Source organism: Streptomyces sp. NPDC001700, assembly GCF_053596435.1.
The window spans coordinates 43,309-57,711 of record NZ_JBSFGE010000004.1; the positions used below are offsets into that span (position 1 = coordinate 43,309).

General features: G+C 71.5%; 12 protein-coding genes. 8 read left to right on the plus strand and 4 right to left on the minus strand.

Translation table 11 applies throughout. The features are described 5' to 3' along the window. Nucleotides 1-3 precede the first annotated feature (3 nt). The 3 genes from ACWC5C_RS08690 (at nucleotide 4) to ACWC5C_RS08700 (ending at nucleotide 3,098) form a co-directional block, all read left to right on the plus strand. Nucleotides 4-828 (plus strand): alpha/beta fold hydrolase, encoded by an 825-nt coding sequence (locus ACWC5C_RS08690; RefSeq protein WP_450874740.1) that lies wholly within the window; start codon nucleotides 4-6, stop codon nucleotides 826-828. Continuing rightward, nucleotides 825-2,312, plus strand: a complete 1,488-nt coding sequence (locus ACWC5C_RS08695; protein ID WP_450874741.1) for an aldehyde dehydrogenase — start codon at nucleotides 825-827, stop codon at nucleotides 2,310-2,312. The genes ACWC5C_RS08690 and ACWC5C_RS08695 overlap by 4 nt, the downstream gene beginning before the upstream one ends. 105 nt (nucleotides 2,313-2,417) lie before the next feature. Then, nucleotides 2,418-3,098: a GntR family transcriptional regulator gene (locus tag ACWC5C_RS08700; RefSeq protein WP_450874742.1), complete on the plus strand. Its 681-nt coding sequence runs from the start codon at nucleotides 2,418-2,420 to the stop codon at nucleotides 3,096-3,098. A 57-nt stretch (nucleotides 3,099-3,155) separates the two neighbouring features. Here the strand turns inward: ACWC5C_RS08700 and ACWC5C_RS08705 are convergent, their stop codons facing one another. Genes ACWC5C_RS08705 through ACWC5C_RS08715 form a run of 3 tightly spaced genes read right to left on the minus strand, consistent with a single transcriptional unit; the run spans nucleotide 3,156 to nucleotide 6,378 of the window. Then, nucleotides 3,156-3,830, minus strand: a complete 675-nt coding sequence (locus ACWC5C_RS08705) for a GntR family transcriptional regulator (protein ID WP_450874743.1) — start codon at nucleotides 3,828-3,830, stop codon at nucleotides 3,156-3,158. Between the two features lie 60 nt (nucleotides 3,831-3,890). Beyond that, nucleotides 3,891-4,952 carry a sialidase family protein gene (locus ACWC5C_RS08710; RefSeq protein ID WP_450874744.1) on the minus strand — a complete coding sequence of 354 codons (1,062 nt, stop codon included), beginning with the start codon at nucleotides 4,950-4,952 and terminating at the stop codon, nucleotides 3,891-3,893. 46 nt (nucleotides 4,953-4,998) lie between these two features. Continuing rightward, nucleotides 4,999-6,378, minus strand: coding sequence for an MFS transporter (locus ACWC5C_RS08715; protein ID WP_450874745.1), 1,380 nt, complete (start codon nucleotides 6,376-6,378; stop codon nucleotides 4,999-5,001). Between the two features lie 221 nt (nucleotides 6,379-6,599). Here ACWC5C_RS08715 and bglX point away from each other — a divergent pair, with 221 nt between their 5' ends. The 5 genes from bglX to ACWC5C_RS08740 all read left to right on the plus strand — a co-directional run bounded on the left by bglX (nucleotide 6,600) and on the right by ACWC5C_RS08740 (nucleotide 12,717). Next, the gene (gene bglX, locus ACWC5C_RS08720) at nucleotides 6,600-8,912 is read left to right on the plus strand and encodes a beta-glucosidase BglX (protein WP_450874746.1); all 2,313 of its coding nucleotides are present in this window, start codon (nucleotides 6,600-6,602) and stop codon (nucleotides 8,910-8,912) included. A gap of 103 nt (nucleotides 8,913-9,015) precedes the next feature. Further along, on the plus strand, nucleotides 9,016-9,939 hold the full coding sequence (locus ACWC5C_RS08725) for an AEC family transporter (protein ID WP_450874747.1): 924 nt from the start codon (nucleotides 9,016-9,018) through the stop codon (nucleotides 9,937-9,939). A gap of 202 nt (nucleotides 9,940-10,141) precedes the next feature. After that, a complete protein-coding gene (locus tag ACWC5C_RS08730; protein WP_450874748.1) occupies nucleotides 10,142-10,960 on the plus strand; it encodes a SigB/SigF/SigG family RNA polymerase sigma factor in 819 nt (272 codons plus the stop codon). A 131-nt stretch (nucleotides 10,961-11,091) separates the two neighbouring features. Beyond that, complete coding sequence (locus ACWC5C_RS08735; protein ID WP_450874749.1) at nucleotides 11,092-11,928, plus strand: SDR family oxidoreductase; 837 nt, start codon at nucleotides 11,092-11,094, stop codon at nucleotides 11,926-11,928. 75 nt (nucleotides 11,929-12,003) lie between these two features. Further along, the gene (locus tag ACWC5C_RS08740) at nucleotides 12,004-12,717 is read left to right on the plus strand and encodes an HdeD family acid-resistance protein (RefSeq protein WP_450874750.1); all 714 of its coding nucleotides are present in this window, start codon (nucleotides 12,004-12,006) and stop codon (nucleotides 12,715-12,717) included. A gap of 397 nt (nucleotides 12,718-13,114) precedes the next feature. Here ACWC5C_RS08740 and ACWC5C_RS08745 read toward each other — a convergent pair whose 3' ends face one another. After that, a complete protein-coding gene (locus tag ACWC5C_RS08745; RefSeq protein WP_450874751.1) occupies nucleotides 13,115-14,272 on the minus strand; it encodes a baeRF2 domain-containing protein in 1,158 nt (385 codons plus the stop codon). Between the last annotated feature and the right edge of the window lie 131 nt (nucleotides 14,273-14,403).

A 14,403-nucleotide genomic window follows, 5' to 3' on the forward strand; every position in this document is an offset into this window, starting at 1 on the left:
GGCGTGGGGCGGCCTTCCGCGCCGGCTCCGCTGGCGTACGAGACCCACGGCGCCGGGCCCGGACTCGTCCTGCTGCACGGCGTCGGGCTCGACCGGCGGATGTGGGAGCGAGCTCTGCCAGTGCTGGCGGCCCGGCACCGGGTGACGCTGGTCGATCTGCGCGGCCACGGCGCATCCCCGGCCGCCGCCCCCGGGGTGTCGCTCGGCGAGCTGGCCGCGGATGTCGCGACGCTGCTGAGCGGGCCCGCGCACATCGTCGGCTTCTCGCTCGGCGCGCTGGTCGCCCAGCGGCTCGGCCTGGACCGGCCGGACCTCACCGCCTCGCTGACGCTCGTCAGCTCGGTGGCGGGGCGCACGGAGGACGAGCGCGCGGCGGTGGCGCGGCGGCGGGAGGTGGCGGCCCGGGACTTCGGGGCGTCCGCGTGGGCGGCGGTCGACCGCTGGTTCTCGCCCGGCTGGCGGGCCCAGGAGCCGGGGCTCGCCCAGCGGGTGCTGGACACGCTGCTGGCCAACGACCCCGTCTCGTACCTCGCCTGTTACGACGTCTTCGCGACCGCCGACGCCGGGCTGTGGCCGCTGCTGCCCCGGATCACCGCCCCCACCCTCGCGGTGACCGGCGAGGACGACCCCGGCTCGACCCCGGCCATGTCCCACCGGCTCGCGCGGCACATCCCCGGCGGCCGGGCGGTGATCGTGCCCGGGGCCCGCCATCTGCTGCCGCTGGAGTGCCCGGAGCGACTCGCCGACGCGATCCTCACCCACACCGGAAGCCAGGCCGGAAGCCCGACCGGAAACCACACCGGACATCAGGAGTGCCACAGCTCATGAACCGCCTGCCGCGCCATGACCACTACATCGCGGGCGAGTGGACCGCCCCCGCCGACGGCGGCTACTTCGCCAGCGTCAACCCGGCCACCGCCGAGCCCTGGTACGAGGCGGCGGACGGCACCGCCGCCGATGTGGAGCGCGCGGTGAGCGCCGCCCGCGCCGCCTTCGAGGACCCGCGCTGGCGCGATCTGAGCCAGACCCGGCGCGGGCGGCTGCTGCGTAACCTCGGCGATCTGATCGGTGAACACGCCGAGGAGCTGGCCCGCACCGAATCCCTGGACAACGGGAAGCTGCTGCGCGAGATGCGGGCCCAACTCGCGGGGCTGCCCGAGTACTTCTATTACTACGCGGGACTCGCCGACAAGATCCAGGGCGAGGTCATCCCGGGCGCCAGCCGCGAACTCCTCAACTACACCCTGCGTGAACCGGTGGGCGTGATCGGCGCCATCACCCCGTGGAACTCCCCGCTGCTGCTCACCGCCACCAAGCTCGCCCCGGCGCTGGCCGCGGGCAACACGATGGTCATCAAGCCCTCGGAGCACACCTCGGCCTCGCTGCTGGCGCTCGCCCCGCTCTTCGCGGAGGCGGGCTTCCCGCCGGGCGTGGTCAACGTGGTCACCGGCTTCGGCGCGACCGCGGGCGGCCCGCTCACCGAGCACCCGGACGTGGCCAAGGTGAGCTTCACCGGCTCCACCGGAACCGGCCGCCGGATCGCCCGTACCTGCGCGGACCGGCTGATCCGCTGCACCCTGGAGCTGGGCGGCAAGTCCCCCAACATCATCTTCCCGGACGCCGATCTGGGCTCGGCCGCCATGGGCGTGATCGCCGGGGTGTTCGCCGCCGCGGGCCAGACCTGTGTGGCGGGCAGCCGGGTGCTGGTGCACCGCGAGGCGTACGACGAGATCCTGGAACGGGTGACGGCGCGGGCCGCCACCATCGCGATCGGCGACCCCCTCGACGACGCCACCGAACTGGGCCCGCTGGCCATCGCCGACCAGCTGGAGAAAGTCGAGTCGTACGTCGAACTCGGCCGCGCCGAAGGCGGAAAGGTGGTGTGCGGCGGGTCCCGGCCGGACACCGGTCTCGGCGGGTACTTCTACTCCCCCACCGTGTTCACGGGCGTCGACAACACCCTGCGGATCTGCCAGGAGGAGATCTTCGGGCCGGTGGCCACCGTCCTGCCCTTCGACTCCGAGGAGGAGGCCCTCGCCATCGCCAACAACTCGGCGTACGGCCTGGCGGCGGGGGTGTGGACCCGGGATGTGAACCGGGTGCACCGGATGGCCGCCCGGCTGGAGGCGGGCACGGTGTGGGCCAACACCTACCGTTCGATGTCGCCGATGTCGCCCCGGGCGGGCTTCAAGGACAGCGGCATGGGGACCGAGCACGGCACGGAGGTCATCCGGGAGTACACCCGGCTGAAGAGCGTGTGGATCAACACCAGCGAGGAACCCGCCGGGGACCCGTTCATCCTCAGGTCGTGACGTATGCCCGGACGGGAGCGCTCTTGTATGGCAGGTCACACGGCCCCACCCTTGACCGGCGGGCAGGTTGACGGGGAGAGAGCGCCCCGCATACGGTCCGGTGCCATGCAACAACCCACAGGGAAGCGGCTTCAGCAGACCAGCATGCAGGCCAGGGTCGCCGAAGAGCTGCGGCAGATGATCATCAGTGGCGAACTGCCGCCCCGCTCCAGCCTGTCCGAGATGGCGCTGTCCGAGACCTTCGGGGTCAGCCGGACGCCCATCCGCGAGGCCCTCAAGCAGCTCCAGATAGAGGGGCTGGTCGAGGTCCGGCCACGGGTCGGCACGTTCGTCGCCGTGCCGTCACGCCGTGAGCTGACCGAGCTGTTCCAGATGAAGGAGCTGTTCGAGGGCGCCGCCGCCCGGCTGCTGGCCTTCCGTGGGAACGTGCCCGAGGTGGAGCAGCTGGAGGCCAGCATGCGGGCGGCCGACCAGGCCGTCCAGGAGGGCGACGCCGAGCGGTACGCGGCGCTGGTCCACGACTTCCACGACCTGATCGTCAGGGGCGCGGACAACAGCAAGCTGGAGGGGCACTACCGCACCCTGATGAACCAGCTCGCCTACGCGCGGCTGGTGCGCACCTCGCTGTCCCGCCCCGGGCGGCTCATCGAGTCGGACTCCGAGCACCACCGCGTCCTGAGCCTGATCCAGGCCAAGGACGGCGACGGCGCCGAGCGGGTGATGCGCGAGCATGTGCGCGCCAGCCATCAGGCCCTGATGCAGGGCATGGACGAGCGCGGGCACTGAGCCGCCGACGCTTCCGTTGTCGGCGCTTCGGTTGTCGGCGCTTCAGTTGTCGGCGCTTCAGTTGTCGGCGGCGACCCGTGCGGCGCGCAGGGCCGAGCGGAGCCGGTTCTTGGCGCCGAGGAGATGTTCGCGCAGGGTGGTGACGGCGGTCTCGGTCTCGCCGCCGCGCACGGTCGTCAGCAGGTCGGCATGGGCGTCGGCGGAGGGGTGCAGATCGACGTCCTGGGCGTTGGTGACATCGAGGACCACGCCGAAGGTGGGGCGGTACTGCTCCCAGACGGCGACCAGTCGGCGATGCCCGGACAGGACGTAGAACTGGGAGTGGAACTCCAGGTCGGCGAGGGCGAAGTCGCTGGGCGCCGAGCGGTCGGCGGCGTCCCGCATCCGGTCCACGAACCCCTGGGCGCGGTCCCAGTCGCCGGGTTCGGCCCGGCCGATGGCGAGGGTGAGAGCCAGGGTCTCCAGAGATTCCCGCAGCGTGTACAGCTCGTCCACGTCCGTCTCGGTGAGCCCGGTGACGAAGACCCCGCGGCGGCGCGATTCGACCAGCCCCTCGGCCTCCAGCTGCCGCAGCGCGTCGCGGACCGGGCCCCGGCTGACGTCGTACTGCTCGGCGAGCGCACCTTCGACAAGATGGGTGCCGGGGCGCTGCCGTCCTGAGATGATGAGGACGCGCAGCTCGTGGGCGACCAGATCGCCGAGGGACTGCTGCTGTAGCGAGGTGATGGGCACCGACGGACTCCTTCTGGGGGGCGGAACGTCCACTTCAGTCAACCGTTAACCGTTGACTCATTATTCCTCCCTCAAGGCCGCTTCGGAAACGGTGGCGAAGACGATGCCGCGCCGCTGCCAGGTGTAGCTGACGGCGACCCCGTCCGCCCAGGGCACCACGGCCGGGTAGGAGAACTCCCGGTGGCCGTCGGTCCGTACGCCCGTCTCGTCCGGGACGATGGCCGGGACGGTGGCTCCGGGGCGGGAGACCGGCCGGTCCTCCAGCACCACCGCCCGGCGGAAGGTGAGCCCGTCGTCCTCGGAGACGGACAGCACCAGCGGGGTGCGCGCGCCCCATGCGGCGGCCACCGGGTTGTGGGCCAGCACCACCCGGCCGTCGGCGAGCCGTACGGCGTCCAGCCCGCTGTTGTTGTTCGGGACGTCCAGCGGCCGCGCGGCCGACCACGTCACGCCGCCGTCGTGGGAGGCGCTGCGGCAGACCCGGCCGCAGGAGCTGCGCAGCAGCATCCGCACCTCGCCCGGGGCGCTCTCCCACAGCGCGGGCTGGATGACCCCGGCGCCGGGGAACGCGGGGCGGTCCAGCGGTACGGGCGCGGAGCGCCGCCAGCTCGCGCCGCCGTCGTCCGAGCGGTCGGTGAACGCGTCCCAGCGGCCGCCCGCGCTCCGCGGCTCCTCGGTGGAGGCGGGCGCGAGCAAGCTGCCGTCGGCGAGGCGGACCGGCTTGTTCTTCACCGGTCCGCGCCCACCGGCCCCGTCCGCGCCCGGCACCAGTTCGGCGGGGGCGGACCAGCTGAGCCCGCCGTCCCGGGAACGCAGCACCCGGGTGCGCCAGTCGGGGATGCGGTGGCCGGTCTTGTAGAAGAGCAGCACCTCGCCGTGGCCGGTGGCGAACAGGACGGGGTTCCAGTGCGGCAGCCCCGCCTCGTCCGCCACCTTCACCGGCGCGCCCCACCCGTCACCGGTCCGCCGCGCCAGCCAGATCGCCACGTCGTCCGCGCCCTCCCGGCTCCCGGCGAACCAGGCGGCGAGCACCTCGCCGTCCGGCAGCGGGAGCAGGGTGGAGGCGTGGCAGTGTCCGAAGCGGGGGTCGTCGCGCAGGACGAACTCGCGGTGGACGGTCATGGGTGGCTCCTGGCGGTGGCGTAGGGACGGCGGTGTCGCTTGCCGCTCAGGGCGCGACCGCGTCGGTCTCCGGCGCCTTGGCGGCCTTGGCGTCCGGTGCGGGCGCGGGCTCGGACCCGGCCGCCATCGCGGAGCTGGTGTCGACCAGGTCGCGGCGGGAGGTCTCGGGGGTGAAGAAGTACGCGGCGGCCGCCGAGATCAGGGCGACGACGCTCGCGTAGGCGGCCACCGGGACCCAGTTGTCGCCGCCGCCGGTGAGCGCGGTGGCGATGAACGGGGTGAGGCCACCGGCCACGATGGCGCCGAGCTGGGCGCCGATCGAGGCACCGCTGTAGCGGACCTTGGAGCCGAACAGCTCGGTGAACAGGGCGGGTTGGACGGCGTTGCAAGCGTTGTGGGCAAGGTTGATGACGAGGCAGTACGCCAGCACGATCAGCACCGCCGAGCCGGACTTCAGCAGCCAGAACGCCGGGAAGGCCAGCGCGGCCGCGGCCAGGCCGCCGTAGACGTACACCGGGCGGCGGCCCACCTTGTCGGACAGCGCGCCGAAGAAGCCGTGGGCGGGGAAGGCGAGCACCGAGGCGATCATGATGGCGGTGGTCAGCGTGGCCTTCGGGATGCCGAGGTGTTCCGGTCCGTAGGACACCGCGAAGACGGTCAGCAGGAAGAACGGCACGCTCTCGCTGAACCGCAGCGACATGATCAGCAGCACGCTCCGCCAGTCGTGGCGCAGTACGTCGAGCAGCGGCGCCTTGGCCTTGCCCTCCTCCTGCTTGACCTGCTCGAACACCTCGGATTCGCCGAGCCGCCCGCGCATCCACAGCCCTACGCCCACCAGCACCGCGCTGCACAGGAACGGCACGCGCCAGCCCCAGGCCTGGAACTGCCCGTCGGGCAGCATGCCCATCAGCGCGAACATGCCGGTGGCCAGCAGCTGTCCGGAGAAGCCACCAGTGTTGGGCCAGGCGCTGAAGAAGCCGCGGCGGTGGGCCGGGGCGTTCTCGACGACCATCAGCATGGCGCCGCCCCACTCACCGCCGACCATGAAGCCCTGGATGAAGCGCAGCACCACGAGCAGCACCGGTGCCCAGATGCCGATGGTGTCGTACGTTGGCAGAAGACCGACGGCGAAGGTGGCCGCGCCCATCCCGCACAACGTCGTGACCAGCGTGGTCTTCCGCCCGATGGTGTCGCCGAGGTGGCCGAAGACGAAGCCGCCGAGCGGGCGGGCGATGAAGCCGATGCCGAAGGTGGCGAACGACGCGAGGGTGCCCGCGAACGGGCTCAGACTCGGGAAGAAGAGATCGCCGAACACCAGCGCGCTGGCGAGGCCATAGAGCAGGAAATCATAGAACTCGATGGTGTTGCCGATGAAGCTCGACAACACGGTGCGGCGGAGCTGGGCGGACGCGTGGCGTGAGGTCATGTGTTTCTCCTGCTCTGGGCCTCATTGCCCTGACAACTGGTTAACCGTTCACGGTTAACCGTGGCGATGAGTATGGGATCCCGCCCCACGCCCGTCAATAGGAACCCTCGAGGGACCCTTGACGCCCCGGAAGCGGCTCCGTACCTTCGGTTCACCTCTTGAAAGATCGAACCGTCGAACACCCTCTGAACTCTTCACAACTCTTCAAGGGACGAAGAAACATGAATGGTGTGCGCAGACGAACGGTGCTCGCGGCGGCGGGCGGCACGGCGATCGCGGGCAAGGCCGCCACCGGCACCGCCCACGCCCGGGAGCGGCCGGGCCCGGGCGAGCGGCCCGCGGCGGAACCCGCCCCGTACGAGGCCAGGGTCCAGGCCCTGCTGGGGCGGATGACGGTCGAGGAGAAGCTCGGCCAGCTCCAGCAGCTCGCCTGGACCGGTGACACCGGGCCCGGCGGCGGACAGACCGCCGAGGCGGAGAAGGCGGCCCGGCAGGGGCGGCTCGGCTCCATCCTCAACATCTACGGGGCGAAGAACACCAACACCCTCCAGCGGATGGCCGTCGAGGAGTCGCGCCTGGGCATTCCGCTGGTGTTCGGGCTCGATGTCATCCATGGCATGTGGACCACCTTCCCCATCCCGCTCGCGCAGGCCGCGAGCTTCGACCCGGACGTGGCCGTACGGGACGCCGAGGTGTCGGCGAAGGAGGCCCGCTCCAACGGGGTGCACTGGGCCTTCTCGCCGATGATGGACGTCACCCACGAACCGCGCTGGGGCCGGATCTCCGAGGGCAGCGGCGAGGACCCGTATCTGACGGCCGCCGTCGCCGCCGCCAAGACCCGTGGCTACCAGGGCGAGGACCTGGCGTCGAAGGACCGGCTCGCGGCGTGCGCCAAGCACTTCGTGGCGTACGGCGGCGCCGAGGGCGGGCGCGACTACAACACGGTGGACGTCTCCGAGGCCCGGCTGCGCAACCTCTACCTCGGGCCGTTCCTGGCGGCCGTGGACGCCGGGGTGGCCACCGTCATGGCGAGCTTCAACACCATCAGCGGGGTCCCCGCCCATGGCGATCCGCACACCCTCACCGACATCCTCAAGGACGAGTGGGAGTTCGGTGGCGTTGTCGTCAGCGACTACAACGGCGTTCAGGAAATGACGGTTCACGGCTTCGCCGCCGACCACGCCGACGCGGCCCGGCTGGCGCTGAACGCCGGGGTCGACATGGAGATGGCCAGCACCACCCTCGCCGACCACGGCAAGCGGCTGCTGCGCGGCGGTGACATCACCACCGCCCGGCTGGACGACGCGGTGGCCCGCGTCCTGCGGCTCAAGTTCCGGCTCGGGCTCTTCGAACACCCCTACGTGGACGAGGACGCCGCGATCGAGGAGCCCACGAAGGCGTCCCGGGCGGTGGCCCGCGAGACGGCGGCGCGCACCCTGGTGCTGCTCAAGAACACCCCGTCCGCGAAGGGAAAGACGGCGCTGCTCCCCCTCAGCCGGTCGGTCTCCTCCATCGCCGTCGTCGGCCCCTTCGCCGACTCCACCGATCTGCGCGGCTCCTGGGCCGGGCCCTGGGCGGACGCGTTTCCGCCGGTCACCGTCCTGGACGCGGTCAAGGACGCCGCGCCGAAGGCCCGCGTCACCCATGCCCGCGGTGTCGACCCGGCGGGCAAGGACACCGGGGACACCGATGGCATCACGAAGGCCGCCGCGATCGCCAGGGCGGCCGAGGTGGCGGTCGTCGTGGTCGGGGAGGCCTCGGCGCTCAGCGGGGAAGCCGCCGTACGCAGCGACATCAGCCTGCCCGGGCAGCAGGAGAAGCTGATCGCGGCGGTCGCGGACACCGGCACGCCCTTCGTCGTGGTCCAGGTCAGCGGCCGCCCGCTGACGATGGGCGGCTGGCTGGACTCGGCGCCCGCCGTGCTCCAGGCGTGGCATCCGGGCATCGAGGGCGGAAACGCCATCGCGGACGTCCTGTTCGGCACCGTGAACCCGGGCGGCAAGCTGCCGGTGTCCTTCCCGCGCTCGGTGGGGCAGATCCCCATCTACTACAACCACGAGAACACCGGGCGCCCCTACGACCCGGACAACAAGTACACCTCCAAGTACCTCGACCTCGCCGACGGCCCGCAGTTCGCCTTCGGCCACGGTCTCAGCTACACCACCTTCGACATCGGCGAGCCGAAGCTGTCCGTCAGCCGGATCACGGCCGACGCGCTGCGCAAGGGCGACACCGTGGAGGTGGCGGTCACGGCGCGCAACACCGGGGAGCGCGAGGGCGACGAGGTGGTGCAGGTGTATCTGCGGGACCCGGTGGCCAGCCTCGCGCAGCCGGTGCGGCGGCTGTGCGGCTTCCGCCGGATCACCCTCGGCGCGGGGAAGTCCACCACCCTCCGCTTCCGGCTGGGCGCCGAGGACCTGGGCTTCTGGACCCATGACCGGGACGGCGTGTTCACGGTGGAGAAGGGCGAGATCCAGATCTACGCGGGCAACAGCTCGCTGGCGAGGAGCGAACGCACCCTGACGATCACCTAGACCGATAACCGATCACATAGTGGGACGGCGTCCCGTCTTCTGCACAGCCCGGCCGGATTACTTGTAGGGTGCATGCTGACAATCCCGGCCGGGCGGAGGTCCCGTGGGCGGTGTGATCACCGGTTTCGGCGTCATCGCGAGCATCATCGTCACCGGCTATGTGCTCGGCCGCCGCGGAGCGCTGGGCGGGCAGGGCCGGGAGGTGCTCACCAAGCTCTCCTTCAACGTCGCCTCTCCCGCGCTGCTGTTCACCACCCTCGCCCACGCCGATCTCGCCGTCGTCGTCTCGACCCCGCTGCTCGTCACGGCGCTGAGCACCTTCGTGGTGGCGGGCGCGTTCGTCGCGGTCGGCGCGGTACGCAAGTGGAGCGTGGGCCGCACCACGATCGGGGCCCTGTGCGCGAGCTATGTGAACGCGGGCAACCTCGGCATCCCGATCGCCGTGTACGTCCTCGGCGACGCGTCCCTCGTCGCCCCGGTGCTGCTGTTCCAGCAGCTGGTGATGACCCCGATCGCGCTCACCGTGATCGACCTCAGCCGCCCCTCGGACCACCCGCCCTCGGTGCTGCGCCGGGTGACCTCCCCGTTCCGCAACCCCATCGTGATCGGCTCGCTGTCCGGGGTCGCGGTGGCCGCCACGGGGTGGCGGGTGCCCGGGCCCATCATGGAGCCCTTCACTCTGGTGGGCAGCATGGCCGTACCCGCCGTGCTGCTGGCCTTCGGGATCTCGCTGCCCGGCAGTGAGCTGCCCGGGCGGGGCGAGGAGCGCGGCCCGGTGCTGCTGTCGGTGGCGCTGAAGTCCTTCGGCCAGCCACTGGTGGCCTGGGCCATCGCGGCCGGTGTGTTCCAGCTCGGCGGGCCCGCCCTGTTCGCGGCCGTCGTCACCTCCGCGCTCCCCGCAGCGCAGAACCTGTTCACCTACGCCGTGCGCTACGACACGAGCACCATCCTGGCCCGCGAATCCATCCTGCTGTCCACGGTGCTGGCCGCGCCGGTGCTCCTCACGGTGGCGGCGCTGCTGGGCTGAAGTCCCCGTGTGCGGCGGCCGGTTGGGTTTACCCAGGAAGGCCCCGGGCAGGCGATTGTTCGTGCTTCGGACCGGAGGCACGCACCGCGGGAGCAGTCTGATCGCTCCAGGGCGTGGCCTCCGGTCCGTATCCGCACACTCCCGCATGGCAGCGACCCACGGTCCCAGGCGACCCGTCAGCCCCTTGCAGGAGGTGTGTCAGATGACGACCGCAGCGCAGCACACGGCCCGTTCCCGGTCCGGTTCCCCGAAGCACCCGCATGACGACGCGCCCGACACCAGCGCCGAGTTCCAGGAGATGGCCCGCCTCCCCGAGGGCCCCGAGAAGGACGCGCTGCGGCAGCGGGTGGCGGAGGCGTGGATGCCGATGGCGAAGCGGCTGGCCCGCCAGTACCGCAACCGGGGCGAATCCCTGGAGGACCTGGAGCAGGTGGCGGCGCTCGGCCTGGTGAAGGCCGTCAAGCGGTACGACCCCGAACACGGCACGGCGTTCGCGGGTTTCGCGGTGCCCACCATCGTCGGCGAGATCAAGCGCCACTTCCGGGACCATCTGTGGGTGCTGCATGTGCCGCGCCGGGTCCAGGAGCTGCGCAACCGGGTGCGGACCGCGCACCGGGAGCTGTCGCACTCCCTCGACGACGCCTCGGTGCCCGCCGAGGCCATCGCCGAGCGCACCGGCCTCACCGAGAAGGAGGTGCGCATCGGCATGGAGGCCATGGGCAGCTTCACCCCGCTGTCCCTGGACGCCCAGCTGACCGGCGCGGACGACGGCTACTCGCTGGCGGACACGCTCGGCCGCCCGGAGCCCGCGTACGACCGGGTGGTGGACCGCGAGGCGGTGCGCCCCGGGCTCGGACGACTGCCCGAGCGGGAGCGCCAGATCCTCTACATGCGGTTCTTCTGCGACATGACGCAGAGCCGGATCGCCGAGCAGCTCGGCATCTCCCAGATGCATGTCTCCCGGCTGATCAACCGCACCTGCTCGACGCTGCGCGCCCAGGCCATGGCGGAGGCGAGCTGAACGTTGCGCCGCTGGAACGATGTGCATCGCCTCAGCGGGTGACCGTGGCGCCGTGGAGAGCGCCGGTGTCCGCCACGGGCTGCGAGGGTCGGGGCGCGCTACCCACGGACGCCCAGCGAAGGAGAACGCCCATGACCACCACCCAAAGCCCGCCCTCGGTGTCCGACCTGAAGCTCGTCAAGGGCCAGAAGGCGCTGGTGACCGGCGCCAACTCGGGCATCGGCAAGGCCACCGCGATCGCCCTGGGGCGCTCCGGCGCCGATGTCGTCGTCAACTACGTCTCCGACCGTCCGGCCGCCGAGGCCGTCGTGAAGGAGATCGAGGGCCACGGTGTGCGCGCGTACGCCCACCAGGCGGATGTGTCGCGGGAGGACCAGGTGGTCGGCATGGTGTCCGGCATGGTCGACCGGTTCGGCACGATCGACATCCTGGTGGCCAACGCGGGCCTGCAGCGGGACGCCCCGACGGTGGAGATGTCCCTGGCGGACTGGGAGAAGGTGCTCTCCGTCAACCTCACCGGTCAGTTCCTGTGCGCCAGGGAGGCGGTCAGGGAATTCCAGCGGCGCGGTGTCGTTCCGGAGGTGTCGCGGGCCGCCGGGAAGGTCATCTGCGTCAGCTCGGTGCACCAGATCATCCCCTGGGCCGGGCATGTGAACTACGCGTCGTCCAAGGGCGGCGTGGCGATGATGATGCAGACCATGGCCCAGGAGCTGGCGCCGCGGAAGATCCGGGTGAACGCGATCGCGCCGGGCGCTATCCAGACCCCGATCAACCGCGACGCGTGGGACACCGAGGAGGCCCGGACCGCACTGCTGGAGCTGATCCCCTACGGCCGCATCGGCGACCCGCAGGACATCGCGAACGCCGCGGTCGTCCTCGCCTCCGACCTGTGCGACTACGTCGTGGGCACCACGCTCTACGTGGACGGCGGCATGACGCTCTTCCCCGGCTTCGCCACCGGTGGCTGACCCCGCCACCAGGCGATTCGGCGCGCGGAGAGCGACGATGGTGGTGTCATTGTTTCCTCAAGGAGGTGGACGACGATGACGTTCCCCTCGGATAACCCGCGTGACGCCGACCGGGCGGATCAGCGTGCTGACCAGCGCGCCGACCAGCGGAATGAGCGTTCCGACGACGCGGACCGCCCCTTCACCGGTCTCCTGGGCACCCTCTCGGACGCCGCCTGGCAGGTCCTGCTGACCGCGGGCCTGGTCGCGATCGTGCTGGGGCTGCTGGTGCTCGTGTGGCCAGCTGCCACCCTGGCGGTGGTCGGCGCCCTGTTCGGCGTATACCTGCTGATCAGCGGCATCTTCCAGCTGGTCGGGGCCTTCGGTTCGCACGTCCCCCGGTCGATGCGTGTCCTCGGCTTCATCAGCGGCGCGGTGAGCGTGTTCCTGGGTCTGCTGTGCTTCCGGGGCCCGGCCCAGTCGATCCTGCTGCTCGCCCTGTGGATCGGATTCGCCTGGCTGCTGCGGGGTGTCATGCACACCGTGACGGCCGTGCAGGACGAGGCGATCCCCGCCCGTGGCTGGCAGATCTTCCTCGGTGTCATCAGCGCCCTGGCCGGAATCGTGCTGATCGTGTCGCCCTTCGGCTCCATCGCCGCGCTCACCCTGGTGACCGGCGTATGGCTGCTGATTCTGGGCATCATCGAGGTCGTTCACGGGATTCAGTTGCGGGCCCGGCTCGGAGGCCACGCCCCCCGCAAGGAACATCACGGCTTCCGGTTCCGTCAGCAACCCCATCCGCAGCCGTAGCCGCCGCGACAGCCGCCCCGAGCGGCTGTCGCGACAACCGGGGACAACCAGGGGGCTAGTGGGTCTGCACCCACCACGCCATCAGACCGATGGCCGCGGTGCCGGACGCGTACGACGCGCCCCGTACGAAATTCGCGGCGGCGAGGCGGCCGTATCGACGCCATCTACTACGGGAGCGACTTGTTACCGGTGGGCGAACCTCCATCGTCTGCATGTGGAGCCCCTTTCGTGACCGTACGGACAGTGGCTGTCCGACAGGGGGGAACGACGCGCTGAAGAAAGCATACAAAAGTGTGAACTTTCCTCAGGTGACTGACTCGCCGAGAAAAAATAGCTTTCGACACGATTTCAGCCCGACAGGCTGTCAGGTCCCGACGGGATGTCAGGTCTCGTGTGCTCAGCCCTGCCCGTGCCAGCGCAGCACCGCGCCCAGTCCCCCGGCCGGTCCGGGCACGCCCTCGGGGACCAGCAGCACCTCGGTGTCGGCCACCGCCGCGGACCGCATCAGCGCGTCGTCCGCACGCGCGGGCTCGGGCGTGCTCACGCCCAGCGCCCGCACCTGGGCCCGCTGTACCGCCACCTGATCGGCGCCGGGCCCGATCCACACCTCGTGGCGCATGTCGCCGCCCGCCTGCCCCAGCAGCAGGGTGGCCGCCTGATGGCTGCGTACCGCCTCCACCACCGCGGGCACCCCCTCCGCCGCCCCGCTCGGCGCGGAGCCGTCGTGGCCGCTGGCGATGTGCCCGCCGGGGCGGCCGCGTCCGGCGCGGAAGAGATCGAGTACGGCTTCCAGATGGGCCCGGGCGTGGTCCGCGCGGGCGTGGTCGATCTCCGCCTCCAGGAGTTCCCGGGCCGATCCGGGCGCCCGGCTGCCGTGCCGCGCCTCCACGGCCCGCTCCCGCAGGGGCTCGGGCAGCCGGTCGCGTACCGCCCTGCGCTCGCGCGGATCGCCCGCCAGGACCAGCAGTGGCGCCCCGCTGTCCGGCCACTGCCGTACCAGCTCCTCGGCGACGAGGTCCGCGGTGTGCTCCCAGCCGTTCTCGACCCGGTTGCGGTAATGCCACTCGTACCGGTCGGCGGGCACCGACCGGTGGCCACGGCCGCGCGGTCCCCCGGCGGTGGCGCGGCACACCGGGCGGGCCCCGCCCTCGTCGCGCAGCTCCAGGTCGGCGCCGGCCCGGTCGACGTACACCACCAGGCACGACGGCCACTCGCCGCGCAGCGACGCCAGCGGCGCCACCCGGGGCAGCGGCGACCAGGACGTCACCACATCGCCCGGGGACAGGACCAGCGGCAGGTCGAGCACCACCTCGCCGTCCGCGGCGAACAGCGCCCGCCCGGCGGACGCCGTGGCCGCCCGCTCACCGGCCAGCCTGCTCACCACCGCCTCGCGGGTGCGGGTATCGGCGCCCTGGGCGGTCAGCTGACCGGCCACGAACCGCTCCCGCAACCGGCGCCGCGTGGGGGCGTCCTCCGTCGCACGCGAGGTGTCGAGGTAGACGCACGCCCACGGACCGGGGCGATCGAACAACGGCTTCAGGAATCCAACGTCCATGACCTCCCCCAAACCGGGGAAACACACGCGGGGAAACACACGCGCTTCTCGAACCAAGCATCCCTCCAGCTCTCCGGGAGCGCTAGGGCGTGTCCGCACCGTCGCGTCGGATGGCCGCAGCGCGACTAGAA

What these genes read in the sequence shown, in the direction of transcription:
- ACWC5C_RS08710 (WP_450874744.1), bottom strand. Translation starts at nt 4,952, where the DNA reads ATGACCGTCCACCGCGAGTTCGTCCTGCGCGACGACCCCCGCTTCGGA.
- bglX (WP_450874746.1), top strand. Translation starts at nt 6,600, where the DNA reads ATGAATGGTGTGCGCAGACGAACGGTGCTCGCGGCGGCGGGCGGCACG.
- ACWC5C_RS08695 (WP_450874741.1), top strand. Translation starts at nt 825, where the DNA reads ATGAACCGCCTGCCGCGCCATGACCACTACATCGCGGGCGAGTGGACC.
- ACWC5C_RS08700 (WP_450874742.1), top strand. Translation starts at nt 2,418, where the DNA reads ATGCAACAACCCACAGGGAAGCGGCTTCAGCAGACCAGCATGCAGGCC.
- ACWC5C_RS08735 (WP_450874749.1), top strand. Translation starts at nt 11,092, where the DNA reads ATGACCACCACCCAAAGCCCGCCCTCGGTGTCCGACCTGAAGCTCGTC.
- ACWC5C_RS08715 (WP_450874745.1), bottom strand. Translation starts at nt 6,378, where the DNA reads ATGACCTCACGCCACGCGTCCGCCCAGCTCCGCCGCACCGTGTTGTCG.
- ACWC5C_RS08730 (WP_450874748.1), top strand. Translation starts at nt 10,142, where the DNA reads ATGACGACCGCAGCGCAGCACACGGCCCGTTCCCGGTCCGGTTCCCCG.
- ACWC5C_RS08740 (WP_450874750.1), top strand. Translation starts at nt 12,004, where the DNA reads ATGACGTTCCCCTCGGATAACCCGCGTGACGCCGACCGGGCGGATCAG.
- ACWC5C_RS08745 (WP_450874751.1), bottom strand. Translation starts at nt 14,272, where the DNA reads ATGGACGTTGGATTCCTGAAGCCGTTGTTCGATCGCCCCGGTCCGTGG.